Genomic DNA, 26,561 nt, shown 5'->3' on the forward strand with positions numbered 1-26,561 from the left:
TAAAACAATTTTATGAAGACAATATTAATCACCGGAGCGACGTCCGGTATAGGAAAAGCCACTGCTGAACTTCTTGCAAAACAGGGAAACAGAATTATTATTTGTGGAAGAAGAAGTGAAGTACTGGAGGCTGTGAAATCAGAGCTATCTCAATATACCGAAATATTTAGTTTATTGTTTGATGTAAGGAATCTTGAAGAAGTGGAGACCGCTGTTAATTCTCTTCCTGAAAACTGGAAAGATATTGATGTTCTGATTAATAATGCTGGGAATGCCCATGGGCTAGACCCTCTTTCGGCTGGTAAGACAGATGACTGGGATTCTATGATCGATGGAAATGTAAAGGGACTACTCTATGTTTCTAAAATGATCATCCCAAATATGAAAACTAAAAGTTTAGGTCATATAGTAAACATCAGCTCTGTGGCAGCAAGACAGACGTATGCGAATGGGGTAGTGTACTGTGCAACGAAGAAAGCAGTAGATGTTATTTCGGAAGGGATGAGACTAGAGCTTACCGAGTTTGGCATCAAAGTAACCAATATCCAGCCTGGAGCTGTAGAAACCGATTTCTCTTTGGTAAGATTCAAAGGAGATAATGAGAAAGCTTCAACGGTCTATGCAGGGTATGATGCTTTGAAAGCTGAAGATATTGCCGATGCCATTGCTTACTGTGTAAATGCCCCGAAACACGTTACCGTTTCAGATATGACCATCTATCCAAGTGCTCAGGCAGAACCGAGAACGATTTATAGAAAATAGTCCAAAATAATGGATTAAATTTGCAGAAAATTGAAAGCGATTTTGCTCTCGCAATTTTGCATTTAGCTTAAAACAAAAAAATGAAAATTCTATATCTGGAAACATCTTCCAAGAACTGTTCAGTAGCCGTATCAGACAACGAAAAGCTACTATGTCTGTGTGAAGAAGTTTCTGAAAACTACAAACAGTCTGAAAGTCTTCATAGCTACGTAGAATGGGCATTGGAAGGAGCAGGAATTTCAATTAAAGAAATTGAAGCCGTTTCTTTGGGAAAAGGTCCCGGATCTTATACCGGGTTGAGGATTGGTGCAGCATCTGCAAAAGGATTCTGTTACGGACTCAAAGTTCCTCTGATTGCTATCAATTCTCTTGAAAGCATGATAGAGCCCTTTTTAGGTGATAACTATGACTTTGTGGTGCCATTGATTGATGCGAGGAGAATGGAGGTGTATACGGCCGTTTATGACGGTAATACAGGAAAGGAATTATCTCAGACAGAAGCTAAAATTTTAGACGAGACTTCTTTTGAAGAATTCAAAGATAAAAAAGTTCTGTTTGTAGGGGATGGGGCTAAAAAAGCAAAAGAGATCCTGAATCTTCCTGATGCTGTTTTTAAAGACGATGTGTATCCTTCTTCGCAATATCTTATCAAGAAGACCCTGGAAAAGATAGAAAGCAATGAGTTTGAAGATATAGCTTATTTCGAGCCTTTTTATCTCAAAGATTTCCATGGAGTAAAGAAAAAGAATTCTTAAATTCTGTATAATCAGAATAAAGTAAACCCATAAAAAAAGCGAAGAGTATATCTTCGCTTTTTTGTTTTTATTGAGGTCTCGGTGGTGACTTTGACGCTGGTTTCGTTTCGTTTGATTTTTTTTGTTTTTGCTGGGCTGGATTTGATACCTGTGGAGTAGTATCCATATTCAGGTTTTGTATATTATCCAGTTTCTGCACTTTCCCGTTATTCATTTGTGGGATTCCCGTACCCTGGTTACTGGAAGTAGGCTGTGTAGGAGGTCCTCCCGGTTGTTGAGGTACAGCATTTCCTTTGTTGTCAGTAGCCTGGAAGCTGAGATCACTTTTCAGGTAATTCAGCATTTCTTTAGCCCTTATTCCTTCCGGTGTTTTAGAATAATTCAGAGCGATCTGTTCCAGCTGGAGAATCATTACTTCTTTTCCGCTGGATTTTCCTGCATTGAATGCATTTAACAGATATAATTTAGGGATAAGTGCATCCTTCGGGAATTTCAGAATAGTCTGATCGATGATATCCTTACTTTCCGCAAATTTTTCCGATTCGAATAAAGCGTATGCTTTTTTATACTCATTCTCAACTTCTTCCGTTGATTTTACGAAGGATTTGTTTTTAGGATTTCTCGCAAATTCAGCATAAGAAGTGTATGGATAATCCGCTAATAGAATTTGTTTTGCTTTTTCGGATGCCTGTGGATTTTTCTCATAATTCATGGCAAAAATCTCATACAATGCCTGCAGCATTACTTTTTCTTCCGGCTTTACATCCACAAGATCATACAGTGTTTTGGTCGCTAGGGGAGTATTGGTAAAATAGTTCTGATACATAATCCCTAAACCTAAAGATGCGGTATCTCTGTCCTTTTTTAGCTGAGATAGCTTACCTTGATCCGTAGGAATCTGCTCAATATAAAAAGCAGGCTCAAAACGTCTTGGATTAGGAGCTGAAGTTACCCCCAGCGCTTCATTCTTCATATCTTCAATAGAAGCCATTTTTTTGGAAAAACGCCAGTTATCAGCAAGAGCACGGTCTCCCCATACTTGCTTAAACGAAGATGTTCCTTTGCTTACTGTTCCTGTATTACTGAAATAAAATCCTTTGGTTGTCACTCCAAAATCCTCAAAAGCATTAGAACTGTTAGCGAAAATAGAGTTGGCACTATAGTCCCCGGTATCAAATCCTTTGCTTCTTTCTGCACGCCTTCTCTCTTGTTCTTCTCTTTCTTCTTTAACCTTTAATTTTTCAATATATTTTGTGAAATAGTCTGTTTTCTGAGTGTTATCCATCTTTGCCAGGGAAAGAATACTGTCATTCTTTTTGATCAGATAGTAGTTCTTGGATATCTTTTTAATATAGGCAGACTGATCTTTTAATAAAATCCTTGAAGGCTCATAAGTCATTACAGCCAGGGCAGAATCATAGTAACTTCCAGCTCCGATATAATCGTTCTTTTCCAGATAGCTTTTCCCTATTTCATAATAAGCCAGCCCACGGATCTGAGGGTCAGATACCTTTTCAAACAAGGATTTTCTGAAGAATTGCTGAGCTTCATCTTTCTTTCCTGCTTTGTTGGCCATCAAACCTAAAGCATAGTAAAATTCATTCTTTCTGGAGACATAAGTTCCTTTTTTACTGATTCCTTCCAGATAATTTTTTGCTCCTGCATAGTCTCCCTTACCGTTAAAAGTTTTGGCAATGGCGATCTGAGATTTTACTTCAAATTCAAAATCATTAGCATATTTGTACGCTGCAGTATAACTTTCTCTTGCTTTATCATTTTGGTTCAGGTTTTCAAGAACCTGTCCTCTCAGATAAGCAATTCTGCTCTTCAGTTTTCTATTGGAATTTAGTTCAAAAGCATTGTCAAGCTCTTGAGCCGCTTCCTCTTTTTTACCTGCATCAAGCAGAGACTCAGAATAATAGATGCTTAGCAGTTTTGCATAGCTTTTATTAATGTCTTCTCCTTTCAGTTTTGCAAAAGTTTCATGGGCTCTGTGATAATCCTTGATTTTATCATACGCAAGCCCCTGATAAATTCTTGCCAGTGCTATCCTTTTATCATCTTTCATGTGGGTGAAAACATAATTAAGGGCATCCAGCGCTTCCAGAGATTTGCCCCGATAGATTCTCGATTGTACAAGGATCATATAGGCATCAAAAATCGTCTTGTTTTTTTCCTCACCGTTTCTGGTTACAGAATATTTATTAATTGCTTTTAAAGCTTTTGCTTCCGCAATTTCAAGCGTTGTTGCTCCTTTACCTTGTTCGCCATCGGGTCTTGCAGGGCCATTTCCAGAAGATCCGCCAGGTCTGTTGGGTGCTCCGGAATCACCTCTTCCAGAAGGTCTGTTGGCTACTTCAGCCATCTTCATAGAATTCTCAGCAAAAGCTTCAGACTGACCGAGATCACTTCCCAAAGGCTGTTCTTCGTACGTCAGGATAGGAATATAAGGTGCATAGAAATTGTCTTTGTGCCCTTTGTCTCTGGTCGTAAATTCACTGTTTAATGCATCTTTCGCATTAAAAAGAGTGTTGTAATATGTGGAAAAACCTTTCAGTAGCTTTGATCGCTGCTCTGGCTTTTTTGTTTTGGTAGCACAGGATGCAATAAGGCATATGACTAAAAGGAATAATATATTCTTTTTCATTATTCAATATAACTTGCTAATCTGCTTTTTATTATCAGCAGGTTGATGATTTTGTAAAAATAATAAAATTTTATAATGAATAATATTTATATTTCTTGCGGAAATATTTATTTCTTCTTTAATGGAGGTCTGGAACCTTAATAATTTTTTTAAATCAGTGAGGTTTCTTTCAATATTTTGTAAACAAGATGAGTAGGGAGCCCCATAATCGTATAGAAACTTCCTGTGAGACTTGTGATCTTCGTCATTCCCAACCATTCCTGAATACCATAGCTTCCGGCTTTATCGAAAGGCTTATAATTTTGAATATAATACTTTATTTCCTCATCGGTAAGTACACTCAGGGTCACATCGGCTACATCTGTTTCTGTAAAAGATTGATCAGCTGTTTTGATGGTAATTCCGGTGTAAACCTGATGGGTTCTTCCTGAAAGGCTCTGAAGCATCTTAAAGGCATCCGCTTCATCTTTAGGTTTTCCAAGAATCTGATTGTCGATGGCAACCACCGTATCAGCGGTCAACAGGACTTCATCTGCCTCCAGGTTTCTGAAAGCAGCCGCTTTTAAATCAGAAAGATAAGCAGCCGCGGCTTCTATTCTGATGTGTTCCGGAAGAATTTCTTCACAGTCTATTTTTACCACTTCAAATTCAAAACCAAGGCTGGAAAGAAGTTCTTTTCTTCTTGGAGATTGTGATGCTAAAAGTAATTTCATACCGGTTATACAGATTGAGTGTTATCATCATGCCAGTTCCCCTGAACTTTCATCACCTGTTCGATCACGTCACGTACCGCTCCGGTTCCTCCTTTTTTCGGGGAAATATAATCGGAGATTCCTTTTACCTCAGGAACTGCATTTTCAGGACATGCTGCAATAGCTGAATTTTCCATGATATGAATATCCGGAAGATCATCACCCATGGTAAGAATTTCTTCATTTTTAAGATTATATTTTTTCTTAAAATCTTCAAAATCCTCAATTTTATTGTGAGACTTCGGGTAGTAATCCTGAATACCAAGATAATTGATTCTGTGTTTTACCATTTCATCATTTCCGCCCGTAATCACTCCTATTAAATAATTGTTTTTTAATGCTTTCACTACGGCATAACCGTCCAGGACATTCATCACTCTGCACATATTTCCACCCGGAAGCAGATAAACACTTCCGTCTGTGAAAACGCCGTCAACATCAAATACAAATGCCTTAATATCTTTTAATTTCTCTTTATAGCTCATACATTTTCTGAATAGAATGATTCATTGTTTTATAAATTTCAAGACTTTCATCTTTTAATAACTGTTCATGCAGCTGTAAAATTCTTACATCATTTCTTACTGCTGGACCGGTCTGCGCCATTTTTGGTTCAATTTCATAGATTTTCTGAACCGTTTCGTCAATTAATGGGAAGAAATAATCAAACGGAATTTCTTGTGAATCTGAAATTTCTTTAGCCCTTGAAAAAAGATGATTCACAAAATTGCACGCAAAAACTGCGGTCAGATGAATATATTTTCTTTTTTCATGGCTGCTTTCCATTACCTTTTCTGAAACCTGAGAAGCAAGGTCAAGCAATATTTTCTGATCCTCTTCATTCTCCGCCTCTACAAAAAACGGGATTTTTTCATATTCCAGTTCTTTGGATTTTGAAAAAGTCTGTAAAGGGTAGAAGCTGGCTTTCCTGTAGTCACCAGCCAGGACTTCTTTTGCAAGTGATCCTGATGTATGGGCAACCAGACAGTCTTTTCGGGTAATGATCTTTGAAACTTCCTCTACAGAATTATCGCTCACACAGATGATATAAAGATCTGCCTCTTCCAGATGATCTTTGGAATAGGGAATGTGTAATTCTTCAGAAATTTTACTTAATTCTTTTTCGTTCCTGCCAAAAATCTGGGCCAGGGGAATGCTTTTCAAAGTGAAAGCTTTTGCCATATGATAGGCAACATTTCCGGAACCGATGATTACAATTTGCATATAACAAATATAAGATTTTAAGCTGAGCCGGGAAAGGATGATGATTTCAGAAATGCGGTACCTCAATATAGGCACGTTTCTTGCGTAACTGTCTCATATTATTTTTAATATTTAAACTGAAAATTGAATTTTTAATTTAACTTTCAGTTACTTTTGTAATCCAAAACAGTGTAAGGCATCTTATGAAGATTAAGGACGCGGAGATTATTTCGTTGATGCAGAATCCACGGACCCAGGATAAAGGGGTCCGGGCCTTGATGGATGCCTATCAAAGCAGATTGTACTGGCACATAAGAAGAATTATTGTGGACGGAGATCTTGCACAGGATACTTTGCAGGATACTTTTATTAAAGCTTACCAGAATTTTCATCAGTTCAAAAATGATAGCCAGTTGTATACCTGGTTGTACAGAATCGCTACCAACGAAGCGCTGCAGCAGGTTAACAAAATGAAGAAAATGCAGAAGACGGATGAGGACCCGGAGTATCATATGCAGAATCTGGTAGCTGATAATGCGGGAGGAGATGCTGAAGAAATACAGATATTACTGCAGAACGCCATACAAAGCCTGCCCGAAAAGCAGAAACTGGTATTTATGATGCGGTATTATGATGATTTACCCTACGAAGAAATATCAAAAATTGTAGATATGTCTGTGGGAACATTGAAAACAAATTATCATTATGCCAAACAAAAAATAGAAGATTATATTAAAGAAAATTACGAAAAATAATTTTTGATTCAACAAAGATGAAAGAGTTCGACATAGAAAAACTAGAGCGTAAAAACATTTACACAGTTCCTGATAATATGTTTGATAATATTCAGGAGAACGTTATGAATGATATAAAGACAAGTAAAAAAGCACCTGTCTTTAAGCTGAACTGGATGTATGCAGCAGCGGCATCACTGGCTTTGATCTTTGGAGCAAACTATGTTTTCAATTCAAATAATGATTCCGTTGAACAAGAACTGAATTCTAAAACAGGATATGTTGCTCATCATGAAGAACCAAAAACAGAGAGCCAACTCGCTTATGAAACCTTAAAGTCTGATTTAACTTCTGTTGAAAACAACAATCAAACAGCTGAAAATCAAAGAAGTAACGATAGTTACGCTTTAAAAAATGATAATGAAACTGAAAAAGCAGCAGAGACACCAAAACCGGTGAAAGCTGTGAAGAAAAAAGAAGAAACCCGTATGAATGACTATCTGGACTCGTTTTCTAATTCTGAGATTGCAGAATTAGCAAGTAACTCGACTCAGGACGTTTATTTGGATATATATAACTAAAAGAAGATGAAAAAGATACTATTGACGTTTTTGATTATTTATGGCTTTGGCTTAAATGCCCAAAGGACAGATTATGATTGGAAAAAGATGGATCCAAAACAAAGGAAAGAGGTTATCAATAATCTTTCCCCGGAAGAGAGGAAAGATCTCCTGAAGAAATTTAGGAACAATATGATCATGGATAATCTGAATGTTGATCCTGGTGATAAAGCAGAATTTACACAATTGTATAACGAATATCTGGATAGCCAGAAGCAGATAAAAAGTCAGTTTAACTCAAGCTTTGACCCTGAAACTTTAACGGATGAAGAAGCGAAAGCTAAATTGCAGCAAAGCTTTGAATTAGGGCAGAAGCTTTTGGATAACAGAAAAAAATACGCTGATAAAATGCAGCTGGTTATTCCCTGTCAAAAAGTTCTGAAGCTGTTTCAATCCGAAAAGATGATGAGAGATAAAATGGATGAAAGAAAACCTCACGGAAACAATAACGCTTCGGGACCTAAGCAGAACCCATAATAGTTTATTTTTTTAATGTTGGACGGCTCTTACGGATATTTCTGTGAGAGCCGTTTAATTTTTACCACAAAAAAAATTACTTTTACCACAAAGTTTACCTATGAAAAAAGCACTTTTCTTTTTATTGTTTTCGATAGTATTATTGGGTCAGAAAATAGAAACAATTGATCTTTCAAAATCCATTAAAGACAGCAAAAATTCTATCAAAAGTCTTACGGTGATAGATCAAAGAGCCAATCAGGAAGTCGGAATGGTCATGTATCATAAGGATGAGGTAAAAATTATTTTTGAAAATAATGCCACTAAGGACATACAAGATTGGTTTTATAAATACAATCCGGTAAGAGGGAATAATGATATGGTTTTTTTGTTGGAAAATTTGAATATTTCAGAAGACAAAAAAGAAAAGTACTCTATTGGAAAGCTTGAATTAAGGGCAAGTATATTTATTAAGAAAGAGGATGGCTATCATCTTATGGATAGAAAAGATACGATAGCAACGGTTTCATCACGTACAACACCTTATTTAGGACAAAATCTAGCTAGAAAAACGACTTTGATCCTTACTGATCTGTTTAAAGAATCTTATAAAAAAACACCGTGGGAATTTAGTATTTCTGAAAATGATCTTCCTAACTATGCCGCTGTATTAAAAGAAAAACTTAGTATTTTAACAGCTGACGAATTAAAAGAAGGGGTTTACAAAGATTATTACAGCTTTTTTACTCACAATCCTGAACCCGGGTTTACGTTGCAGGCTAATGATAAAGGAATCGTTACAAAGGCAGTAAAAGGAGAGGAGAAAATGGGAATAAGACATTTTTATGCTTTTGTGTATAAGGGGATAGCATACAAGAATATCCCTTTTGGCTACACTGAGATTTTTAAAGATGAAAATGGTGTTTTTATTGAGGCAACAAAAGCAGAATTGTTTCCTGAAACGACTGTAAGTGGGGTCACAATTGGTGTTGCTGCCGGTGGTCTGGTGGGTGGCGTTATTGGTGCAGTTGTTGACGTCAGCTTATCAAATAAAAAGAAGAATACGTTAGGAAATAAAGTTTATCTTGATCCTTTTACAGGAAATTATTTGGTACCGGAAGACTTTGGTAAAACGAAATAATATGTAAAAAAAATTGGAAAAATTTGGCTTCTCTTCTTATTGTTACCTGTGTTTCAGTTAAAAGAAAAAATTAAGAATGAAAAATTCTCTTTCATTTTCTTATCTTTGCAAATTACAAGATTCTTAAATGAAAAACATACGAAATTTTTGCATAATCGCTCATATCGACCACGGTAAAAGTACCCTGGCAGACCGTCTATTGGAGTATACGAATACCGTTACCCAAAGAGAATTACAGTCTCAGACGCTGGATGATATGGATTTGGAGAAAGAACGTGGGATTACAATCAAATCACACGCGATCCAGATGGATTATGAGTATAAAGGAGAAAAATATATTCTAAACCTTATTGATACACCGGGACACGTTGACTTTTCTTATGAAGTATCCCGTTCTATTGCTGCCTGTGAAGGAGCACTTCTTATCGTGGATGCTGCACAGAGTATTCAGGCACAAACCATCAGTAATCTATATCTGGCATTGGAAAATGATTTAACGATCATTCCGATTTTGAATAAAATTGACCTTCCATCTGCCAATCCTGAAGAAGTAACCGATGAAATCATGAATCTGATCGGATGCGAATATGAAGATGTATTGAGAGTTTCAGGAAAAACAGGAGAGGGTGTTCATGATCTTTTAGAGAAGATTGTTGAAAGAATTCCTGCACCGGTAGGAAATCCTGACGGACCACTTCAGGCATTGATTTTTGACTCTGTTTACAACCCGTTCAGAGGAATTGAAGCTTATTTCAAAATCGTGAACGGAAGTATTTCTAAAAATGAAAAGATTAAGTTCTTTGCAACCGGGAAAGAATATGGTGCTGATGAAGTAGGGACATTGAAACTGAAGCAGGTTCCAAAGAAAACGATTCATTGTGGAGATGTGGGATATCTGGTTTCCGGTATTAAGGATGCGCGTGAAGTAAAAGTAGGAGATACCATCACTTCTTTTGAAAAACCTGCAGACGGTCCGATTGATGGATTTGAGGAAGTAAAACCAATGGTATTTGCCGGGATTTACCCAATTGATTCTGAGGATTTTGAAGAATTAAGATTCTCTCTTGAAAAATTAAGACTGAATGATGCATCTCTGGTTTTTGAACCGGAAAGTTCTGCGGCTCTTGGTTTTGGTTTCCGTTGCGGATTCTTAGGAATGCTTCACATGGAAATCGTTCAGGAACGTCTTGACAGAGAGTTCAATATGAACGTAATTACAACGGTACCTAACGTTTCTTATTTTGGATATACTAAAAAAGAACCTGAAGTTCCTATCCTGATCAACAACCCGTCTGAAATGATGGATCCTTCAACGATGGATAGAGTAGAAGAGCCGTTCATTAAGGCTTCTATCATTACAAAATCTGACTTCGTAGGAGCGGTAATGACTTTATGTATCGAGAAGAGAGGAGAGATCGTTAATCAAAGTTACTTGACATCAGAAAGAGTTGAGCTAATTTTCAATATGCCTCTTGCTGAGGTTGTATTCGATTTCTATGACAGATTGAAGTCGATCTCTAAAGGATATGCGTCATTCGATTATCATCCAATTGGATTCAGAGCTTCCAAGCTTGTAAAAATGGATATCCTGATCAATGGTGATATGGTAGATGCATTGTCTTCATTGATTCACGATTCTAATGCGTATTACATCGGTAAAAGGATGTGTGAAAAGCTTCGTGAGCTGATCCCGAGACAGCAGTTTGATATTGCGGTTCAGGCAGCATTAGGGGCGAAAGTAATTGCAAGAGAAACCATTAAAGCCTTAAGAAAAGACGTTACTGCAAAATGTTACGGTGGGGATATCTCCAGAAAGCGTAAACTATTGGAGAAGCAGAAAGAAGGTAAGAAGAAAATGAAGCAGATTGGTAGAGTAGAAGTACCGCAATCAGCGTTCATGGCTGTATTAAAACTGAATGATTAATTCATTATAAAATAAAAAAACCGCTTCAGACGAAGCGGTTTTTTTATTGATTTATTTCTTACGGGTATATTTGATTTCCATTGTTTTGTACTCTTTTCCAGTCTTGGAATCGGGACCGTACATTTCCAGTTTTTGAGTATTGTCATCCACAAATGTGAAAACTTCTCTGAAATCACAATCCTTTCCAGGTCTTGAAGGATCAGTCATTTTTCCTTTAAATTCAACTGATTTTGTGGAAGCATTCCAATCTCCTTCCCCATGCATTATTCCGGTCCCCATATTGTCAATCCATGTACTGACAAACTTCTTCTTTGAGTTGTCATAGCCTACAATGCTCATTCCTTCGAAAGGCATTCCCATAAAGTTTCCTTTGTGGTTGCTGACCTGGTAACGTCCGCCATACATCATTTTATTAGTAGCCTCAGATTGGCTGGTCATAGGTTTTGCTCCGTTTTCCATCCACATGGTGGTTTCTCCGGTCCAGGTTCCGTCAGATTTTGCCAGCATTTTGTGCATTTCTCCGGGAGTAGCATATTCCATCCAGGATTTCATGGCCGTTGCAGAGTCTACAGGTTTCCATTCGGAATTTGTTGCCGTAGAGTCGTTTTTACCGGAACCATTGGCAGCAGCTGTTTTTCCTTTCTCACAAGCCATTAATAAAAAGGCAATAGAAAGAATTGATAATAAATTTTTCATAATGATTTAGTTTTAAGATTGTTAGATTTGCAACTTAAAGATATGAACTTTTATTATATCTGAAATTATTTTTTACTACGGGCATAAATCGCTAGCCAAAGTTATTTGCCATCAGAAGGAATATAGTTCATTTTCGATGTGTTGCCTGCTGAGGTTGTATTTGATTTTTATAATGGAAGGAAATCGATCTCGATTAGGATATATTTCATTTGATTTTACCACACGGTAGCCGTTCAGGCTGTCTTAAACCTAAATAATTAATTCATTCTTACTTTACCTTTGAGTCCTTCTATTGATATTCGATTATTTTTTTATCATAATTCATCAAAAAAGGTTTTGAAGCAGCATTGCCAAAATATAATTTGAATTTGCCCTTACTTGTTCCCGGCAAAAAATTGACTGAAACCACCATAATTTCATCAGGTTCAAATTCCCAATATGCATAGTTCCAGCTTCTATTTCCACAAATTAATGCATTATCATTCCGTATAATCTGCCATTTTTGTTGATTATTTAAAAGAGCTGGAAATAAGCTTTTAAACTCGGGGAGAATAAGTTTTCGTCCGGAAATATTTTTTATAAAGACCGGAAATGATTTGTATTTTTTTAAGGTTTCAGTTTCAAAATTATACATGTATTTTGGAATTGTATCCTGTACTTTGACAATGATTTCAACACTTTTTGAGGTTAAAGAATCAAAGATAACCGGTTTATCTGCTAAATAAACCCTATTGACAGATGGATAGAAATATTTCTGAATGATACGTTCCCTTGCTGAATCTTGCTGAATTCTCTCCAACGAAGGAGGAGGAGGTGGTGGAGCAAGCATATGCCGAAAATATTTTACCTCTATTGATGATGCTTCCTTTCCAATATAGATCACTCCTGTCCCTGTTTCTTCCAGCCCTTCATTGAACTGTTGAAAGCTCAGTTTTTCATGTTTTGGATATTGTAAATTAATTTCATCGGCAAAAGATTTCTCTTTACAGCCGGAGAACGTTAGCAAAAGTGAAAAATAAACAAAAAATTTCATCATGTAAACTTAATAAAAAGATTTATTTCTATAACTTTGTGTATTCGTAACGCAAATTAATTTATGGAGTCTCCAAAAAAACTACAAGATATAAAAGTGGCTGTAGATGCAGTTATTTTCGGATATTTTGACAAAAAAGATCTTCAGATTCTTCTGATTAAAAGAAATATTGAACCTTTTAAAGGAGGTTGGGCACTACCCGGAGGTCTTGTTCTTGATGATGAAAGTGTAGATGATGCCGTAAAAAGAGAACTCTATGAAGAAGCGGGCATAAAACCTGATTTTTTAGAACAACTTTATACATTTGGTAATCTGGGTCGCGATCCAAGGAATAGAGTGGTTTCTGTGGCTTATCTGGGCCTTGTGAACCCGTCTTATCATGAACTGTTTGCAGATTCTGATGCTGAAGATGCACAATGGTTTAGTGTAAACAAACTCCCTTCAGTGGCTTTTGACCACAAAACAATTATTGAGACTGCCTTAAAAAGACTTCGTACAAAAATTCAATACCAGCCTATCGGTTTCAATCTTCTCAATGAAGAATTTCCTTTTTCAGACCTTGAAAACCTTTATAAAGCCATTGTAGGGCAGGAAATTGACAGGAGAAACTTCCGTAAAAAAATCATGAGCTATGGACTGCTTAACGAAACCAACAACGTTAAAAAAGAGGGCAGCGGCAGACCCGGAAAGCTTTTTACATTTAATAAGGAAAAATATAAAGAGCTGGAGGAACAGGGCTTTTATTTTGAGATTAAATAGCTTGTTTTAAATATAAATTTCACTAATAATTGGGCACTAATGTTTACAAATATATTGGAGCTTAAGAAATATACTTTAATAAATTCATTAAAATACATTCAATAGGAACGGGCTTTAGCCCGTTTTTTTTATACCATATTCCAATGGCTTTAGCCAAAACTTATTAAAGATTTGTGTCATTTGTGATATGAATTTGTGCTATTTGTGTTTAATAAAACTGAATTTTTCTAACTGGTAATCAGTTAATTATATTTATTAGTGTAAAATTAACGCAAATAAATTTGGTGCAAAGACTGATTTTCTTTTAAATTTGTGTAAAAATAACACAATCATGAATTACACCTTACACAATATTACAGAACGCTTTCAGAAAAAAGAAAGAATAAAATTTCTCTTTTTCTGGGGACACACAGCAAAAGATACTATTACCAAATCATGCTTTAGCCAGTGGTTTCCAGGAAAATTTGAAGAAAACGGGATTGTTTATAAAACGGCTGAACATTATATGATGGCTGGAAAGGCAAGACTGTTTAATGATGCTGAAATGGAAGAGGAAATCTTAAAGGCGGTTACTCCTAATCAGGCAAAAGCCCTGGGAAGGAAAGTGAAAAACTTTGATCCTACAATTTGGGATGAACATAAATATGAAATGGTAACCCAAGGGAATCTTTTAAAATTCTCTCAGAATCAAGATTTTAAAGACTTTCTTTTGTCAACAGGAGATAAAATTCTGGTGGAGGCAAGTCCTTATGATAGAATTTGGGGAATTGGAATGCTGGAAACAGATACCAGAGCACAAAATCCTTTACTCTGGAATGGAGAAAACCTCTTAGGATTTGCTTTAATGGAAGTAAGAGATGAATTAAGAAAGTAAAAACACAAGACCAAACACAAAATACGATTATGGAAAAAGTTGAATTACACCCACAGATATTTCTGATTGAAGATTTTCTGACCGAAACAGAATGTGACCATTATATCAGTCTTTCACAGGAAAAAGTTTTTGAAGAAGCAAAGATCAATGTTTTTGGACGGCAGCAAATGAACAAAGGCGTCAGAAATAATGACCGGCTGATGATGTTTGATGAAAGAATAGCTGAGGAACTTTTTAAAAAAGCCGCTGCATTTCTACCTCAGGAACATGATGGACATGAGCTTCTTAACTTTAATGAAATGCTCAGGGTTTACAAATATGCTCCCGGACAGCAGTTCAAAATGCACAGAGACGGAAGTTATATCAGGAATGAAAAAGAGAAAAGTTTTTACACCTTTATGATCTATCTGAATGATGATTTTGAAGGAGGAGAAACAGAATTTGAAAACTTATTTCCCGTAGCTCCAAAGAAAGGAACAGCCCTTATTTTTTATCATCCTTTAAGACACGAAGGGAAAATACTTATCAGCGGATTAAAGTATGTGCTGAGAACAGATGTAATGTACTCAAAGGAATAAAATCATTCGTAAAAAGAGATAGCATTACTATGTCCTGTTTAATTAGCGTAATATTAACACAAATAAAAATATTTGGTCATGGAAGATGAATTAAAACCAAGATTTATCGAATCATTACAAAGAAATAATGATCAGATCAGAGAAGACCGTGCCCGGATCATCGGAGGAGATTCCGAATTGATTTACAGACGCCGAGTCGAAGATATCGAATTAAAAATCAAAAGACTCGAGCGGGAACAGGAAGGGCTTATTGATATCAGTCCTTTAGACAGAAACAGTCTGACTTTTGCGGATTTCAATCCCGAAGCATTCGTTCAGAAAGACATGGAATTATCATTAACAATCAGAAATCTGAATATTCAGCTCGAAGTAACTCAAAAGAGATTTGAATATTTATTTGGAAAAACACTATAGTCATGGGAAGTACAAGATACGATTTAGACGCTCGTTATGACAGAGCAAGTAAAGCGGGTTACGGAACAAAATCCGCAGGAGAAATTTTCACCCAAAACGCCAAAAGAATGGCTCATGAATCCATGAATCCTCATGGTATTTCTTTCAGAGAATCCAGAGATTCAGACATTCATCCCAATTCTGTTCCCATTATTTTAGGATTGGATGTTACAGGAAGCATGGGACATATTCCCCATGAACTGATCAGAGACGGTTTGCCAAAACTGATGGGAGGAATTATCCAGGGAGGAGTTCCTGATCCAGCCTTGTTATTCCTTGGAATAGGAGATCATGAATGTGACGGCTATCCGCTTCAGGTGGGTCAGTTTGAGTCAGGAGATGAAGAACTGGATATGTGGCTTACCCGTACCTACATAGAGTCCGGAGGCGGTGGAAATGCCGGAGAAAGCTATCTTTTAGCCTGGTACTTTGCTGCTTTCCATACCAGAACAGATGCCTTTGAAAAAAGAGGACAAAAAGGATTATTGTTTACCGTAGGTGATGAACCTTGTTTAAAAACACTTTCTGCCTCTGCAATCAGAGAAATTATGGGAAAAGGACAGCAAACTTATACTCATTTTGAACTGCTGGAAGAAGCAAAGAAAAAATATGAAGTATACCATATCAGTGTTTTGCATTCTGATCAGGCACTCAGAGCAGATAGAGGCTGGAAAGAATTACTAGGCCAAAACTGTATATCCATAGAAGATCACCGGGAAATTCCCAACGTTATCAAAGGGATTATCTGTGATAAGTTTAAAAATAAAACCTTGGGAACAACAGGAACAGAAGGGTTAGATCAGTTTCAAATGCTTTAGAACTAAGAAATTGCCATCAATACAATTATAAAAATACAAATGAAAATGGCAATGGAAAAGGATCTCAAAAAATATAAAAACATGAAAAAGGCGCAAATAGTAATAGGACTTGGTTTTGGAGATGAAGGAAAAGGAATAACCACCGATTTTCTCGCTTCTCAGAATCCGAAGGCTGTCGTGATCAGATTTTCAGGAGGCCAACAGGCGGCACATACCGTGATGATTGATGAAAGAAAACATGTACATTCCAGTTTTGCGAGCGGAGCACTTCGTGGCCTGCCTTCTTACTTCACCGAGCATTGTACGATACACCCGGCTTTTCTGCTCAACGAAAGAGAAGAATTGAACGCAAAGAACGGTAACATCGAACTGCATATTCATCCGTTAGCAAAGGTCACAACTCCTTTTGATGTATGGCAAAACAGAACAAATGCACGGAATCTGGAGCATGGAACCTGCGGAAAGGGAGTAGGCGCTACCAAGAAAAGACACGAAAGTCCCTATAAACTATTTGCAATAGACCTCATAGCACCCAAAGAAATGTTGTTGGAGAAACTGAAAGGGATCGCTTATTACTATGGTTTTGTAGATGAAAGTGAGATCAGTAAACTTTTACAGCCTTTTTTAGATGCTATTGAAGCCATTGATTGGAATATAAATGATTATAACTACCTGGCTTTGTTTGATCACCTTATTTTTGAAGGAAGTCAGGGAGTTTTACTCGATATGGATCATGGAGTTTTTCCCAATGTGACTTATGCTCATACCACTTCAAAAAATGCATATGAGATCTGCCAGCTTTTAAAAATTGAAGACATAGAAATGTATTATGTGACCAGAAGCTATGCAACGCGCCATGGAAGCGGCTGGATGAGCAATGAAAAAGAAATGAATCTGAGAAATAATGAAGAGGAAACCTGTACATTTAATGAATATCAGAAGGAATTAAGATTTGGAGAAATAGATTACAAACTGCTGAATTATGCCTTGAAGCTGGATGGAGCTTATGTATTTCCGGTTAAAAAAAACCTTGTCATCACTTGTCTGGATCAGATTGACGAACAATTTAAAATAGAAAATCTGGATGTTGAATTTAATGCGGTTTACGGATCCTATTCTCCGTATTCAAAAGATTTTAAAGAGATTTTAGAAAATAAATAAAGAGTTATATTTATTGAGTAATGCTAAGCTCAAATGATGAAATAATATTTAAAAAAAATAATCAATGAATACAATAGATAGACAGGAATTAATTGATAAAGTTAAAAAACTTAATGAAGAGGAAAATTACGAGGAAGTTATAAAAACAGCTTCAGATGAGATTTTGGAACAAGTTAATGATTATGAATTATATGCTGAAATTGCTCAATCTAAATGCAGATTAGGACGAAATGATTATAAACCAGATGCTATAAAAAGTCTTAATATTAAAGAAAATGCTAAGGGCAATCATTATTTAGGAAATTGTTATATTAATGAGGATCCAGCTTTAGCTGAAGAATATTATAAAAAAGCTATAGAGCTAGATGATAAATTTTTTTTAGCTTATCAGGGTCTTGGAAATATCTATGTAACTTCAAAACAGAATGAGTATGCTGAAGAATATTATAAAAAAGCAATTTCAATTGATTCAGAAAATTTCAATATATCAGTATCATATTTAGGATTAGCACAAATTTATTCTGATAAAGGAGAGTATAATAAAGCGATGCTTTCATTTAAAAAAGCAATAAAATTAGAAACAAGAGAGAAGTCATATGCATATAATGGTATTGGTAATATTTATTATGCTAAGGGTGATTTTAAAAATGCAGTAAAGTATTATAAACTATCCATTAGTAGTGATGCAAAAAATTCGGCACCATACTATAATATTGCAAATATTTATTTTACTCAGGAAAAGTATATTGAGTCAAGGGAAAACTATCAAAAGTATATTGAGCTTGATAAGGTAAAAGATTTTTTTTATGATAATTCGGTCTCTAAGGTAAGAGAAATTAGCAAAATTTTATTGAGTGAAGACTATGAAAAAATTCAGAAAATAGTTTCTAAAATTCAAAAAACTTTAGAATATGAGGAGGATTGTATTACGCATTTCACAGGCCTTTCAGTGGCAAAAGCTTTAATTTTAGAAAAAAGTAAATTTCGTTTATCAGAAGGAGCTTTTTTAAATGATACTTCTGAAGGCGCGGCTTTATTTGAGTATTTAAAATATGAATCACCACTTAGTAAAAAGGAAAGTCATGTAGATATTATTTTTGTAAAAAAACCATTTATAGGAAGTTTTGTTTCACAAAATAAGCATAACGATCTTACAATGTGGAGGATGTATGGAAAAGAAGGAAAAGAAGAAGCAAGGGGTTGCGCAATTACAATGAATAAGGAGGTTCTAATTGAAGAAGTAAAATCAGAACTTAAAATCGACAAAACATCACCTAATGAAACAGATTTTAAATTCTATAGAGTTGCGTACAAAAAAGAAAACGGGCAATTTTTTATTCCTGAGCAAGCTGAAAGAAGTATAAGAAATAAGGATTTAAATGATTATTGTAATCAATTAGAGTTAGCGCTCAAAGAATTTATAAAAAAAACAGGAAGTAAAGATATTCAGAAAGATATTGAGGAACTTTTGTTTGAAATTGCATTTTTATTTAAAGGTATTGAATATCAATATGAGCATGAAGTACGATTAGTACAAAAGGGTATTGGTTTCGATAAGAAAGTTAATAAAGATTTTGAAATACCAAGAGTATATATTGAACTTTCTGAAATTTTGAAAAGTGTAAAAAAAATTACATTAGGCCCCAAAGTAGAAAGAGCAGATGAATGGGCAGCAGCACTATACTATGAACTTCAGAATAATGAAATAGAAGCTGAAATACATATTTCTAGACAACCATTTAAATAAGTTCCATGAAAATTGAATTAATAAAAGGCGACCTCACAAAGATCCACGCCGATGCGATTGTTAACGCCGCCAATTCATCCTTACTTGGTGGAGGTGGAGTGGATGGAGCTATTCACAGAGCAGGAGGCCCACAGATCTTTGAAGAATGCATAGCAATCAGAAACAGACAGGGCAAATGCAATACTGGTGAAGCTGTAGTAACAAATGCTGGAAATCTCCCTGCAAAATATGTTATCCATACAGTAGGCCCGGTTTGGAATGGAAATGAGGAAAAAGAATCGAAACTTCTGGCAAACTGTTATCGCAATTCTTTGCAATTAGCAGAAAGTTTAGGAGTAAAGACCATTGCTTTTCCTAGCATCAGTACGGGAGTATATAAGTTTCCAAAAGAACTGGCAGGAAAAATTGCAGTAGATGAGGTCAAAAAATTTCATTCAGATATCATTGAGAAAGTTATTTTTGTCTGTTTTGATGATGAGAATGAAATGATTTATGAAAAACTATTAGAATAAACCAATGAAAAAACTAACCATATTAAGCGGCGCAGGAATTAGTGCCGAAAGCGGAATAAAAACCTTCAGAGACGGAGATGGTCTCTGGGAAAATCATAATGTAACGGATGTGGCAAGTCCGGAAGGATGGAGAAAAGACAGAGCTTTGGTTCTTGAATTTTACAATCAGAGAAGACGCCAGCTGCATGAAGTACAGCCCAACGAAGCTCATCAATTACTGGCAGAGCTGGAAAAGCATTTTGATGTTCAGATCATTACCCAGAATATCGATGATCTTCATGAAAGAGCAGGATCTAACAATATTCTTCATATTCACGGAGAATTGTTCAAATCATGTTCTTGTAACAATAAAAACCTGATTTATGATCAAAAAGAGGATATCAATATCGGAGATAAAGCAGAAGATGGGGCACAGTTAAGACCTTTTATCGTTTGGTTTGGAGAAGATGTTCCATTGTATCAGACAGCAAGAGAAATCGTAAAAGAATCGGATATCCTACTGGTAATCGGAACTTCTTTGCAGGTATATCCGGCAGCCGGACTGATTCATGATATCAAAGATGACTGCCTTTTAATCGTTATCAACCCTAATGAAACAGGATTTGGATACGGACAGAGAGCGGTTGTCATGAAAGAAACAGCCACTCAAGGAATGAAACTCCTGTTCGATAAACTGGTAAACCTTGCCTGATGGAAAACAAAGTAAAAGCAGGAATTATGGGTGTCTGCATTGGAGATGCACTTGGTGTTCCGGTGGAATTTAAGAAAAGAGAAGATTTAAAACGTTTTCCGGTCACAAAAATGCTGGAATACATGTCCTGGAATCAACCCAAAGGTACCTGGAGCGATGACAGTTCTCTTACACTTTGTCTTGCAGAAGAACTTACCAAAGGCTATAACCTGGAAAAAATAGGACAAAGCTTTGTAAAATGGAATAAATACGGTCACTGGACAGCCCATGGAAGGCTTTTCGATATTGGAGGAACTACAAGGCATGCTCTGGCAAGATTAATCAAGGGGGAGAGTGCTAAATTTTCAGGAAATATTTTTGAAGAAGACAATGGGAATGGTTCTTTAATGAGGATTCTTCCCCTGGCTTTTTATCTTGAAAAAGAAGATGATATTCAGACGCTGTATCTTACAGTAAAAGAAGTTTCAGCAATAACGCACGGTCATTTCCGTTCTGTTTTTGCCTGTTTCATCTATGTGATTTTTGCCATTCAATTATTGAAAGGGAAGAACAAAAAAGAGGCTTATGCGCATACACAGGAAGTTGCGTTGGAATATGCAGAAAAGCAAGGGTTTAACCCAAATGAAATTGAGCTTTTTCATAAGATTTTAAAAAGTAATATTTCCGATTATCCTGAAGATGAAATCAAGAGCGGCGGATATGTCCTGCACAGTCTGGAAGCTTCCTTATGGTGTTTTCTAAACTCAGAAAGCTATTCAGAAGCGGTTTTAAAAGCGGTAAACCTGGGAGAAGATACCGACACCACCGGAGCCATCACCGGAGGCATTGCAGGAATTTATTATGGATTTGAGAGTATTCCACAGGAATGGATTGCCGAGCTGGTGAGGAAAGATGATATTGAAGCATTGTGCAAAAAACTACACGAAAAATTAATGAATTAAAAAACAAATCATGAACGAAATAGAAAAGAAAAAAATAAGTAAATTTCTAAGCCTTATTCTCCGGCATCAGCCTGAAAGCATTGAACTTACGCTAGATGAAAACGGTTGGGCAGATATAGAAGAGCTGAGAGCAAAATCAGCCAAAAGAAGAATATATTTTACGCCCGCAGAATTAGATGAGGTTGTAGAAACCAATAATAAAAAGCGTTTTGCTTTTAACGAAGACAAAACCATGATCAGGGCAAGCCAGGGACATTCTATTGATATAGATCTGGCCCTGGAAGCAAAGCAACCCCCTGAATTCTTGTACCACGGAACGGCAGAAGCTAATATCACTTCCATTTTAGAAAAAGGAATTGAAAAAAGAACACGCCAGCATGTACACTTAAGTGTTGATAAAGAGACGGCTACAAAGGTAGGGATGAGACACGGTAAGCCCGTGATTCTCACCATCAGAACCGGAACAATGCATCAGGAAGGATTATCTTTCTATCAGTCAGCAAACGGAGTATGGCTGACGGATTTTGTAGATGCAAAATACATTTCGAAGTAAAATGAGCAGAACATTAGTAATAGGAGACATTCACGGAGGATTTAAAGCCCTGCAACAGGTTCTTGAAAGAGCGGCTGTGACAGAAAATGATCAGTTGATCTTCCTCGGAGATTATGTAGACGGATGGAGCGAATCCTCCCAAATTATACAGTTCTTACTGAAACTTTCCGAAAAGCAGGAATGTATTTTCATCAAAGGAAATCATGATGCATGGTGTGAAGATTGGCTGGCATTGGGACAAAATCCTGATGTATGGCTTTTCAATGGAGGAAAAAGCACCATAGAAAGTTATGCTGATTATTCTCTTGAAGAGTTGGATATTCAGCTCGAATTCTTTCAAAGGATGAAAAACTATCATATTGATGATCAGAACCGGTTGTTTATTCATGCCGGATATGCTTCCATGCACGGCCCTGAAAGAGAAGTGTATTCCAGCAATTACCGCTGGGACAGAACCCTTTGGGAAACTGCGGTGGCAATGGATAAAAAACTGGAAAATAATTCAGAATTATATCCTAAAAGACTGCTTCTGTACAAAGAAATATTCATCGGACATACCCCTACGCTGGATATCGGAATCAAAACACCCGCCAATAAAGCCAATATCTGGAATATGGATACCGGAGCAGCCTATACAGGATCTTTATCGATCATGGATATCGACTCCAAACAATTCTGGCAAAGCGACCCGCTTCCTTCCCTGTACCCCAATGAAAAAGGGAGAAATTAATAGAATGGAACAAATAAATCAGGCTTTTAGTGCTATTAGTAACAAACCTCACAGGTTTTCAAAACCTGTGAGGTTTCTATTTTCAAAACAATTCTGTTAGTCAACACATTCTCTTTTTCACAAAAGATAACTAATTTTAAAGTCTGAAAATATGACTTCAATGAAACTGAAATATCTTTTATTCACGCTGAGTTCCACCTTGTTTTTGGCTCAAAAATCATTTCAGACCCCTTTTGAAAAGGGCAATGGCAACCAGACTGTTACTTACGATGAAATGAATAGCTACTATGAGAATCTGGCTAAGAACTTTAATACCATTCAGTACCTTAAAAAAGGAGAAGATGACAACGGAAAACCCATTTATGTGGTCGTTTATAACCCTTTTCCTGAAAAGGACCTTGAAATAGTAAGAAAAGACAAAGCCATTCTCTTCGTCAATAACGGGATTCACCCCGGAGAACCGGACGGAATAGATGCTACCATGATGCTGATGAGAGATCTTGCAGTCAAAAAAATCAAAACTCCGCAAAATTTTGTCATTGCTGCTATTTCCGCCTATAATGTGAGTGGAATGCTCAACAGAGGATCCTATTCCAGAGCCAATCAAAATGGTCCGGAACAGTACGGCTTCAGAGGAAATGCTAGAAATTATGATCTGAACAGAGATTTTATCAAGGCAGATTCTAAAAATGCAAGAAGCTTTCAGGAAATCTATCAGTGGCTGAAACCGGATGTTTTCATAGATAATCATGTGAGCAATGGAGCAGATTATCAATACACATTTACCTATATTTCTACCTTTAAAGAACGTCTGGGAAATACTCTTGGAGCCTATTTCTATAACGATTATCAGGCTAAAAATCTTGGAGATATGAAGAAACTGGGCTACGAAAGTACTCCTTATGTCAACATTCACGGAGATGTTCCTGAAGTGGGATTTGCTTCATTTGAAGATTCCCCGAGATACTCTACAGGATATACCTCTCTTTTCAATTCTTTAGGAACCGTTCCCGAAACCCATATGCTGAAGCCTTATGACAAAAGGGTAGATGCTACTTACCAATATATGCTGGTCAACCTGCAGAATTTAGATAAAGAATATCATACGATAAAACAGCTCCGCATTGAAAATTTAAAACAATACCAGGCAGGAAAACAATACGGAATCCGTTGGAAAATAGACTCCACGAAGTTTTCTACGATGGATTTTAAAGGTTATGAAGGAAAATACAAACCAAGTGAAATCTCTGGTAAACCAAGGCTGTATTATGACCGCAACAAACCTTTTACGAAGAATATAAAACTCTTTACCACTGCTATTCCTACGGGATATATTACCATTCCGAAGTATTATGTGATTCCGCAGTCGCAGTATCGCGTAATTGAAGAATTTAAAAGAAATAAAATTCAGATGAAACCCATACGGAAAGACAGTACTCTGGCGGTTGAATCCTATAAGATCAAAGATTTTAAAACCGTTAAAAACCCTTATGAAGGTCATTATCTGCATTTTGAAACTACGGTAGATACTTCTCGTAAAAATATGACATTTTCTGCAGGAGACTATTTGGTTTCTACCAATCAGCCTGGTGTAAAATATATCATAGAAACCCTTGAACCTGAAGCACTAGACTCATTTTTCAACTGGAACTTCTTTGATGGAATTCTGGCTCAGAAAGAATATTATTCTGCATATATTTTCGAAGATACAGCAGCTGAACTGTTGAAAAAAGACAACAAACTGAAAGAAGCTTTTGAAGCAGCTAAAGCATCGGATAGAAAATTGTCTGAAGACGGAGAGGCACAGCTGGATTGGGTGTACAGGCACTCTCCATACTTTGAAGAAAAAACGTTCAGACAGTATCCTGTTTACCGGGTGTTGTAGATTTATTTTCATAAAAGTCTGATTATTTTTTATTTTTAATGATAATTTGTTAAACAATGTCTTTGTTTTTTATTAAATTAGCATAAAAATAAACACGATGAAACAAATTTATCAATTCGTAACATTGCTGTGCTTCATACCAACAGGTCTGCTAGCACAATATTCTCAAAGTTTTGACTCGGCAACAATGCCTGCCGGGTGGACGATAATTAATGGAGGAGATCCCGGAACCTGGGAAACCTTTAGTTCTTATGACTCTTCATTCAATGCTCCCCATTCAGGAACCCATTTTCTGGGATTGGAATATGACAGTACTGCCCATGATGATTATGCCATAAGTCCTGCTATAGTGGTTACCGCGGGAGTATCAGATAAGCTTACTTTCTGGGCAAGAAACAGAGGAGCCGGGCTTGCTGAGACGGTGGATATAAAAGTATCAACAACAACTCCCACCATCGCGGGCCTTACCAATACGCTCGCTGCTGCGGTAAAACCTCCTACTTCATGGAATCAGTATACTTATGACCTGACTCCTTATGTAGGACAAACAATTTATATTGCTTTCTATTCCACGACTGAGGATGTCTGGTTTATTGGGATAGACGATTTCCAGATTTCCGCAAACAGTCTATCGGTTTCCGATGTAAAAGAGGATAGCAGCCGTGGATCCATCTATCCAAATCCGGTAAAAGATATCTTATATATCAAAAATAAAACTAAGATATCTGAGATTAACATCTATGATTTTAACGGAAAACTGGTGAAAAAAGAAATAATAAATGCAGAAAACGGAACTGTAAATGTAAGTGAACTGACATCAGGAAATTATATAGTGAAGGTCAAAGATAAAGAGACAGAAAAAGGCTATAAAATGATTAAAAAATAGCATTTTATAATAGAATTAAAAAAGACGTTTCATTTGAAACGTCTTTTTATTTATCTCGGTAAGCCTCTTTTTAAAGCGATTTCTGCTCTTTCAACCGCCAGTTTTTCTTTCCACTCCATGTAATTCTTTTTGAAATTGGCTTTCATTATATCGTCAAATTTTCGCTGTACAGTAAGATTCCACAGCGAATGTGCTTTTACTGCCCACGACTTGTCCCATGCTCTTAAAGAAATAGAGAAACTTCCGTCCAGATATTTCATCCAGTGCCACCATCCCGTAGGCATAAACAGAGTATCTCCGTGCTCCAGGTAGCATTCAATACCTTCTACACCATTCAGCGCCGGGAATTTTGTGAAATCCGGATTTTCTATATCGTAATCTTCCAGTGCATACGTAGCATAAGGAATCTGGTAAAGCCTTTCTCTCCATTTATAATCAAAAAGGAGAATATGCTTTCTTCCATTGAAATGAGTATGGAAAATATGAGCCATATCAATATCAAAATGAAGGAATGTTTCAGATCCTTTTCCGCCGAAGAACATATTAGGATATTTATCAAGAAATCCTCCCATAAGTTCTTTGGGGGAAATATAATCTTCTAAAAGCTTCGGAGCATATTTTATAGGATCAAAAAGAAATATTCTGAGATCAGTCGGCTCCCGCTGTATAAGATCTATATAATCTCCAAACTTCATTTTTGCGGCCGATGCATTGATGGGGGCAGAGGGATCTGCCTTTGAACTGTCATATAGCGGAACTTCCACATCTCCTACAACCTCCTTCATATATTCCATCGTCCATTTTTGGTAAGCAGGCCAGTTTTTTGCCATATTCCTGATGACAACGGGCCTTCTTGGCTTTAGATATTTTTCGTAGAATTCCTCTTTTGAAATATCTTCTACAATATCTATAGGCTTTAAAATAATTCCCATTTTAGTAAATTTAATGTTACAAAATTATTAAATATATATTTATGTGCCCGTTTTTAAGTTTTTTTTAATCTATAATTCAAATCAGATTTTACTATCTGGAATGAATAAAAATATTAAAATTTATATTTCTCTTGAAAAGCGCTTCTTTTTTATTTAATATGATAAATTGTATTAAGATTTTGTTGCGAATTTTTAAAAATAACTGATGAAAATTTTTGAAGATTTTATATGCCCAATATAATTTTTAAAGGAAAAAAATTATCATGTATCATGAGTTACAAGGTGAGCTATAGTTGATCCGAAAAGAATACACTTTAA

28 protein-coding genes are annotated in these 26,561 nt (G+C 36.3%); 21 read left to right on the plus strand and 7 right to left on the minus strand.

The genetic code is table 11. The features are described 5' to 3' along the window. The first annotated feature begins 12 nt into the window (after nt 1-12). Complete coding sequence (locus DBR39_RS10835) at nt 13-762, plus strand: SDR family NAD(P)-dependent oxidoreductase (protein ID WP_124532965.1); 750 nt, start codon at nt 13-15, stop codon at nt 760-762. Between the two features lie 80 nt (nt 763-842). After that, nucleotides 843-1,517, plus strand: coding sequence for a tRNA (adenosine(37)-N6)-threonylcarbamoyltransferase complex dimerization subunit type 1 TsaB (tsaB, locus tag DBR39_RS10840; protein WP_124532967.1), 675 nt, complete (start codon nt 843-845; stop codon nt 1,515-1,517). Nucleotides 1,518-1,584: 67 nt separating this feature from the next. On the opposite strand, the gene DBR39_RS10845 is transcribed toward tsaB, so the two are convergent. From DBR39_RS10845 to DBR39_RS10860, 4 genes are all read right to left on the minus strand, one after another. Continuing rightward, nucleotides 1,585-4,164 (minus strand): tetratricopeptide repeat protein, encoded by a 2,580-nt coding sequence (locus DBR39_RS10845; protein WP_124532969.1) that lies wholly within the window; start codon nt 4,162-4,164, stop codon nt 1,585-1,587. A 149-nt stretch (nt 4,165-4,313) separates the two neighbouring features. Beyond that, nucleotides 4,314-4,877, minus strand: coding sequence for a Maf family protein (locus DBR39_RS10850; protein WP_124532971.1), 564 nt, complete (start codon nt 4,875-4,877; stop codon nt 4,314-4,316). Between the two features lie 5 nt (nt 4,878-4,882). Continuing rightward, nucleotides 4,883-5,401 (minus strand): KdsC family phosphatase, encoded by a 519-nt coding sequence (locus DBR39_RS10855; protein ID WP_109737871.1) that lies wholly within the window; start codon nt 5,399-5,401, stop codon nt 4,883-4,885. Further along, nucleotides 5,391-6,140, minus strand: coding sequence for a Rossmann-like and DUF2520 domain-containing protein (locus DBR39_RS10860; protein ID WP_124532973.1), 750 nt, complete (start codon nt 6,138-6,140; stop codon nt 5,391-5,393). Before DBR39_RS10860 ends, DBR39_RS10855 begins: the two co-directional genes overlap by 11 nt. Nucleotides 6,141-6,322: 182 nt before the next feature. Here DBR39_RS10860 and DBR39_RS10865 point away from each other — a divergent pair, with 182 nt between their 5' ends. The 5 genes from DBR39_RS10865 to lepA all read left to right on the plus strand — a co-directional run bounded on the left by DBR39_RS10865 (nt 6,323) and on the right by lepA (nt 10,994). Continuing rightward, entirely contained in the window at nt 6,323-6,874 is a 552-nt protein-coding gene (locus DBR39_RS10865; protein ID WP_103233409.1) for an RNA polymerase sigma factor, read from the plus strand. 17 nt (nt 6,875-6,891) lie between these two features. Continuing rightward, nucleotides 6,892-7,434: a hypothetical protein gene (locus tag DBR39_RS10870; protein ID WP_124532975.1), complete on the plus strand. Its 543-nt coding sequence runs from the start codon at nt 6,892-6,894 to the stop codon at nt 7,432-7,434. A 6-nt stretch (nt 7,435-7,440) separates the two neighbouring features. Beyond that, nucleotides 7,441-7,950, plus strand: a complete 510-nt coding sequence (locus DBR39_RS10875) for a hypothetical protein (protein WP_124532977.1) — start codon at nt 7,441-7,443, stop codon at nt 7,948-7,950. A 100-nt stretch (nt 7,951-8,050) separates the two neighbouring features. Beyond that, the gene (locus DBR39_RS10880) at nt 8,051-9,070 is read left to right on the plus strand and encodes a hypothetical protein (protein ID WP_124532979.1); all 1,020 of its coding nucleotides are present in this window, start codon (nt 8,051-8,053) and stop codon (nt 9,068-9,070) included. A 127-nt stretch (nt 9,071-9,197) separates the two neighbouring features. Beyond that, on the plus strand, nt 9,198-10,994 hold the full coding sequence (gene lepA, locus DBR39_RS10885) for a translation elongation factor 4 (RefSeq protein ID WP_124532981.1): 1,797 nt from the start codon (nt 9,198-9,200) through the stop codon (nt 10,992-10,994). Nucleotides 10,995-11,045: 51 nt separating this feature from the next. Here lepA and DBR39_RS10890 read toward each other — a convergent pair whose 3' ends face one another. Next, nucleotides 11,046-11,690 carry a DUF1579 domain-containing protein gene (locus DBR39_RS10890; protein WP_124532983.1) on the minus strand — a complete coding sequence of 215 codons (645 nt, stop codon included), beginning with the start codon at nt 11,688-11,690 and terminating at the stop codon, nt 11,046-11,048. Between the two features lie 289 nt (nt 11,691-11,979). Continuing rightward, nucleotides 11,980-12,726, minus strand: a complete 747-nt coding sequence (locus tag DBR39_RS10895) for a hypothetical protein (protein WP_124532985.1) — start codon at nt 12,724-12,726, stop codon at nt 11,980-11,982. 60 nt (nt 12,727-12,786) lie between these two features. Here DBR39_RS10895 and DBR39_RS10900 point away from each other — a divergent pair, with 60 nt between their 5' ends. The 14 genes from DBR39_RS10900 to DBR39_RS10965 all read left to right on the plus strand — a co-directional run bounded on the left by DBR39_RS10900 (nt 12,787) and on the right by DBR39_RS10965 (nt 25,311). Further along, nucleotides 12,787-13,482, plus strand: coding sequence for an NUDIX hydrolase (locus DBR39_RS10900; protein WP_124532986.1), 696 nt, complete (start codon nt 12,787-12,789; stop codon nt 13,480-13,482). 331 nt (nt 13,483-13,813) lie between these two features. Further along, nucleotides 13,814-14,356, plus strand: a complete 543-nt coding sequence (locus tag DBR39_RS10905; RefSeq protein ID WP_124532988.1) for an NADAR family protein — start codon at nt 13,814-13,816, stop codon at nt 14,354-14,356. A 29-nt stretch (nt 14,357-14,385) separates the two neighbouring features. Further along, nucleotides 14,386-14,934, plus strand: coding sequence for a 2OG-Fe(II) oxygenase (locus DBR39_RS10910; RefSeq protein ID WP_124532989.1), 549 nt, complete (start codon nt 14,386-14,388; stop codon nt 14,932-14,934). 78 nt (nt 14,935-15,012) lie between these two features. Beyond that, nucleotides 15,013-15,348: a hypothetical protein gene (locus DBR39_RS10915; protein ID WP_103234834.1), complete on the plus strand. Its 336-nt coding sequence runs from the start codon at nt 15,013-15,015 to the stop codon at nt 15,346-15,348. Between the two features lie 2 nt (nt 15,349-15,350). Then, nucleotides 15,351-16,205 carry a hypothetical protein gene (locus DBR39_RS10920; protein ID WP_124532991.1) on the plus strand — a complete coding sequence of 285 codons (855 nt, stop codon included), beginning with the start codon at nt 15,351-15,353 and terminating at the stop codon, nt 16,203-16,205. Nucleotides 16,206-16,286: 81 nt separating this feature from the next. Further along, nucleotides 16,287-17,366 (plus strand): adenylosuccinate synthetase, encoded by a 1,080-nt coding sequence (locus tag DBR39_RS10925; RefSeq protein ID WP_124532993.1) that lies wholly within the window; start codon nt 16,287-16,289, stop codon nt 17,364-17,366. A gap of 64 nt (nt 17,367-17,430) precedes the next feature. Then, nucleotides 17,431-19,113, plus strand: coding sequence for a tetratricopeptide repeat protein (locus tag DBR39_RS10930; protein WP_124532996.1), 1,683 nt, complete (start codon nt 17,431-17,433; stop codon nt 19,111-19,113). A 5-nt stretch (nt 19,114-19,118) separates the two neighbouring features. Further along, on the plus strand, nt 19,119-19,625 hold the full coding sequence (locus DBR39_RS10935) for an O-acetyl-ADP-ribose deacetylase (protein ID WP_124532998.1): 507 nt from the start codon (nt 19,119-19,121) through the stop codon (nt 19,623-19,625). 4 nt (nt 19,626-19,629) lie between these two features. Further along, nucleotides 19,630-20,316: an SIR2 family NAD-dependent protein deacylase gene (locus DBR39_RS10940; RefSeq protein WP_124533000.1), complete on the plus strand. Its 687-nt coding sequence runs from the start codon at nt 19,630-19,632 to the stop codon at nt 20,314-20,316. Further along, nucleotides 20,316-21,257 (plus strand): ADP-ribosylglycohydrolase family protein, encoded by a 942-nt coding sequence (locus DBR39_RS10945; RefSeq protein ID WP_124533002.1) that lies wholly within the window; start codon nt 20,316-20,318, stop codon nt 21,255-21,257. Before DBR39_RS10940 ends, DBR39_RS10945 begins: the two co-directional genes overlap by 1 nt. A 10-nt stretch (nt 21,258-21,267) precedes the next feature. Further along, complete coding sequence (locus DBR39_RS10950) at nt 21,268-21,810, plus strand: RNA 2'-phosphotransferase (RefSeq protein ID WP_124533004.1); 543 nt, start codon at nt 21,268-21,270, stop codon at nt 21,808-21,810. 1 nt (nt 21,811) lies between these two features. After that, nucleotides 21,812-22,540 (plus strand): metallophosphoesterase family protein, encoded by a 729-nt coding sequence (locus DBR39_RS10955; protein ID WP_124533006.1) that lies wholly within the window; start codon nt 21,812-21,814, stop codon nt 22,538-22,540. A 160-nt stretch (nt 22,541-22,700) separates the two neighbouring features. Continuing rightward, nucleotides 22,701-24,425, plus strand: coding sequence for a hypothetical protein (locus DBR39_RS10960; RefSeq protein ID WP_124533008.1), 1,725 nt, complete (start codon nt 22,701-22,703; stop codon nt 24,423-24,425). 97 nt (nt 24,426-24,522) lie between these two features. Beyond that, complete coding sequence (locus DBR39_RS10965) at nt 24,523-25,311, plus strand: T9SS-dependent choice-of-anchor J family protein (RefSeq protein WP_124533009.1); 789 nt, start codon at nt 24,523-24,525, stop codon at nt 25,309-25,311. A gap of 50 nt (nt 25,312-25,361) precedes the next feature. Here DBR39_RS10965 and DBR39_RS10970 read toward each other — a convergent pair whose 3' ends face one another. After that, nucleotides 25,362-26,243 carry a cupin-like domain-containing protein gene (locus DBR39_RS10970; protein ID WP_124533011.1) on the minus strand — a complete coding sequence of 294 codons (882 nt, stop codon included), beginning with the start codon at nt 26,241-26,243 and terminating at the stop codon, nt 25,362-25,364. Nucleotides 26,244-26,561: the final 318 nt, after the last annotated feature.

The organism is Chryseobacterium sp. KBW03, from assembly GCF_003852415.1.
GTDB lineage: Bacteria > Bacteroidota > Bacteroidia > Flavobacteriales > Weeksellaceae > Chryseobacterium > Chryseobacterium viscerum.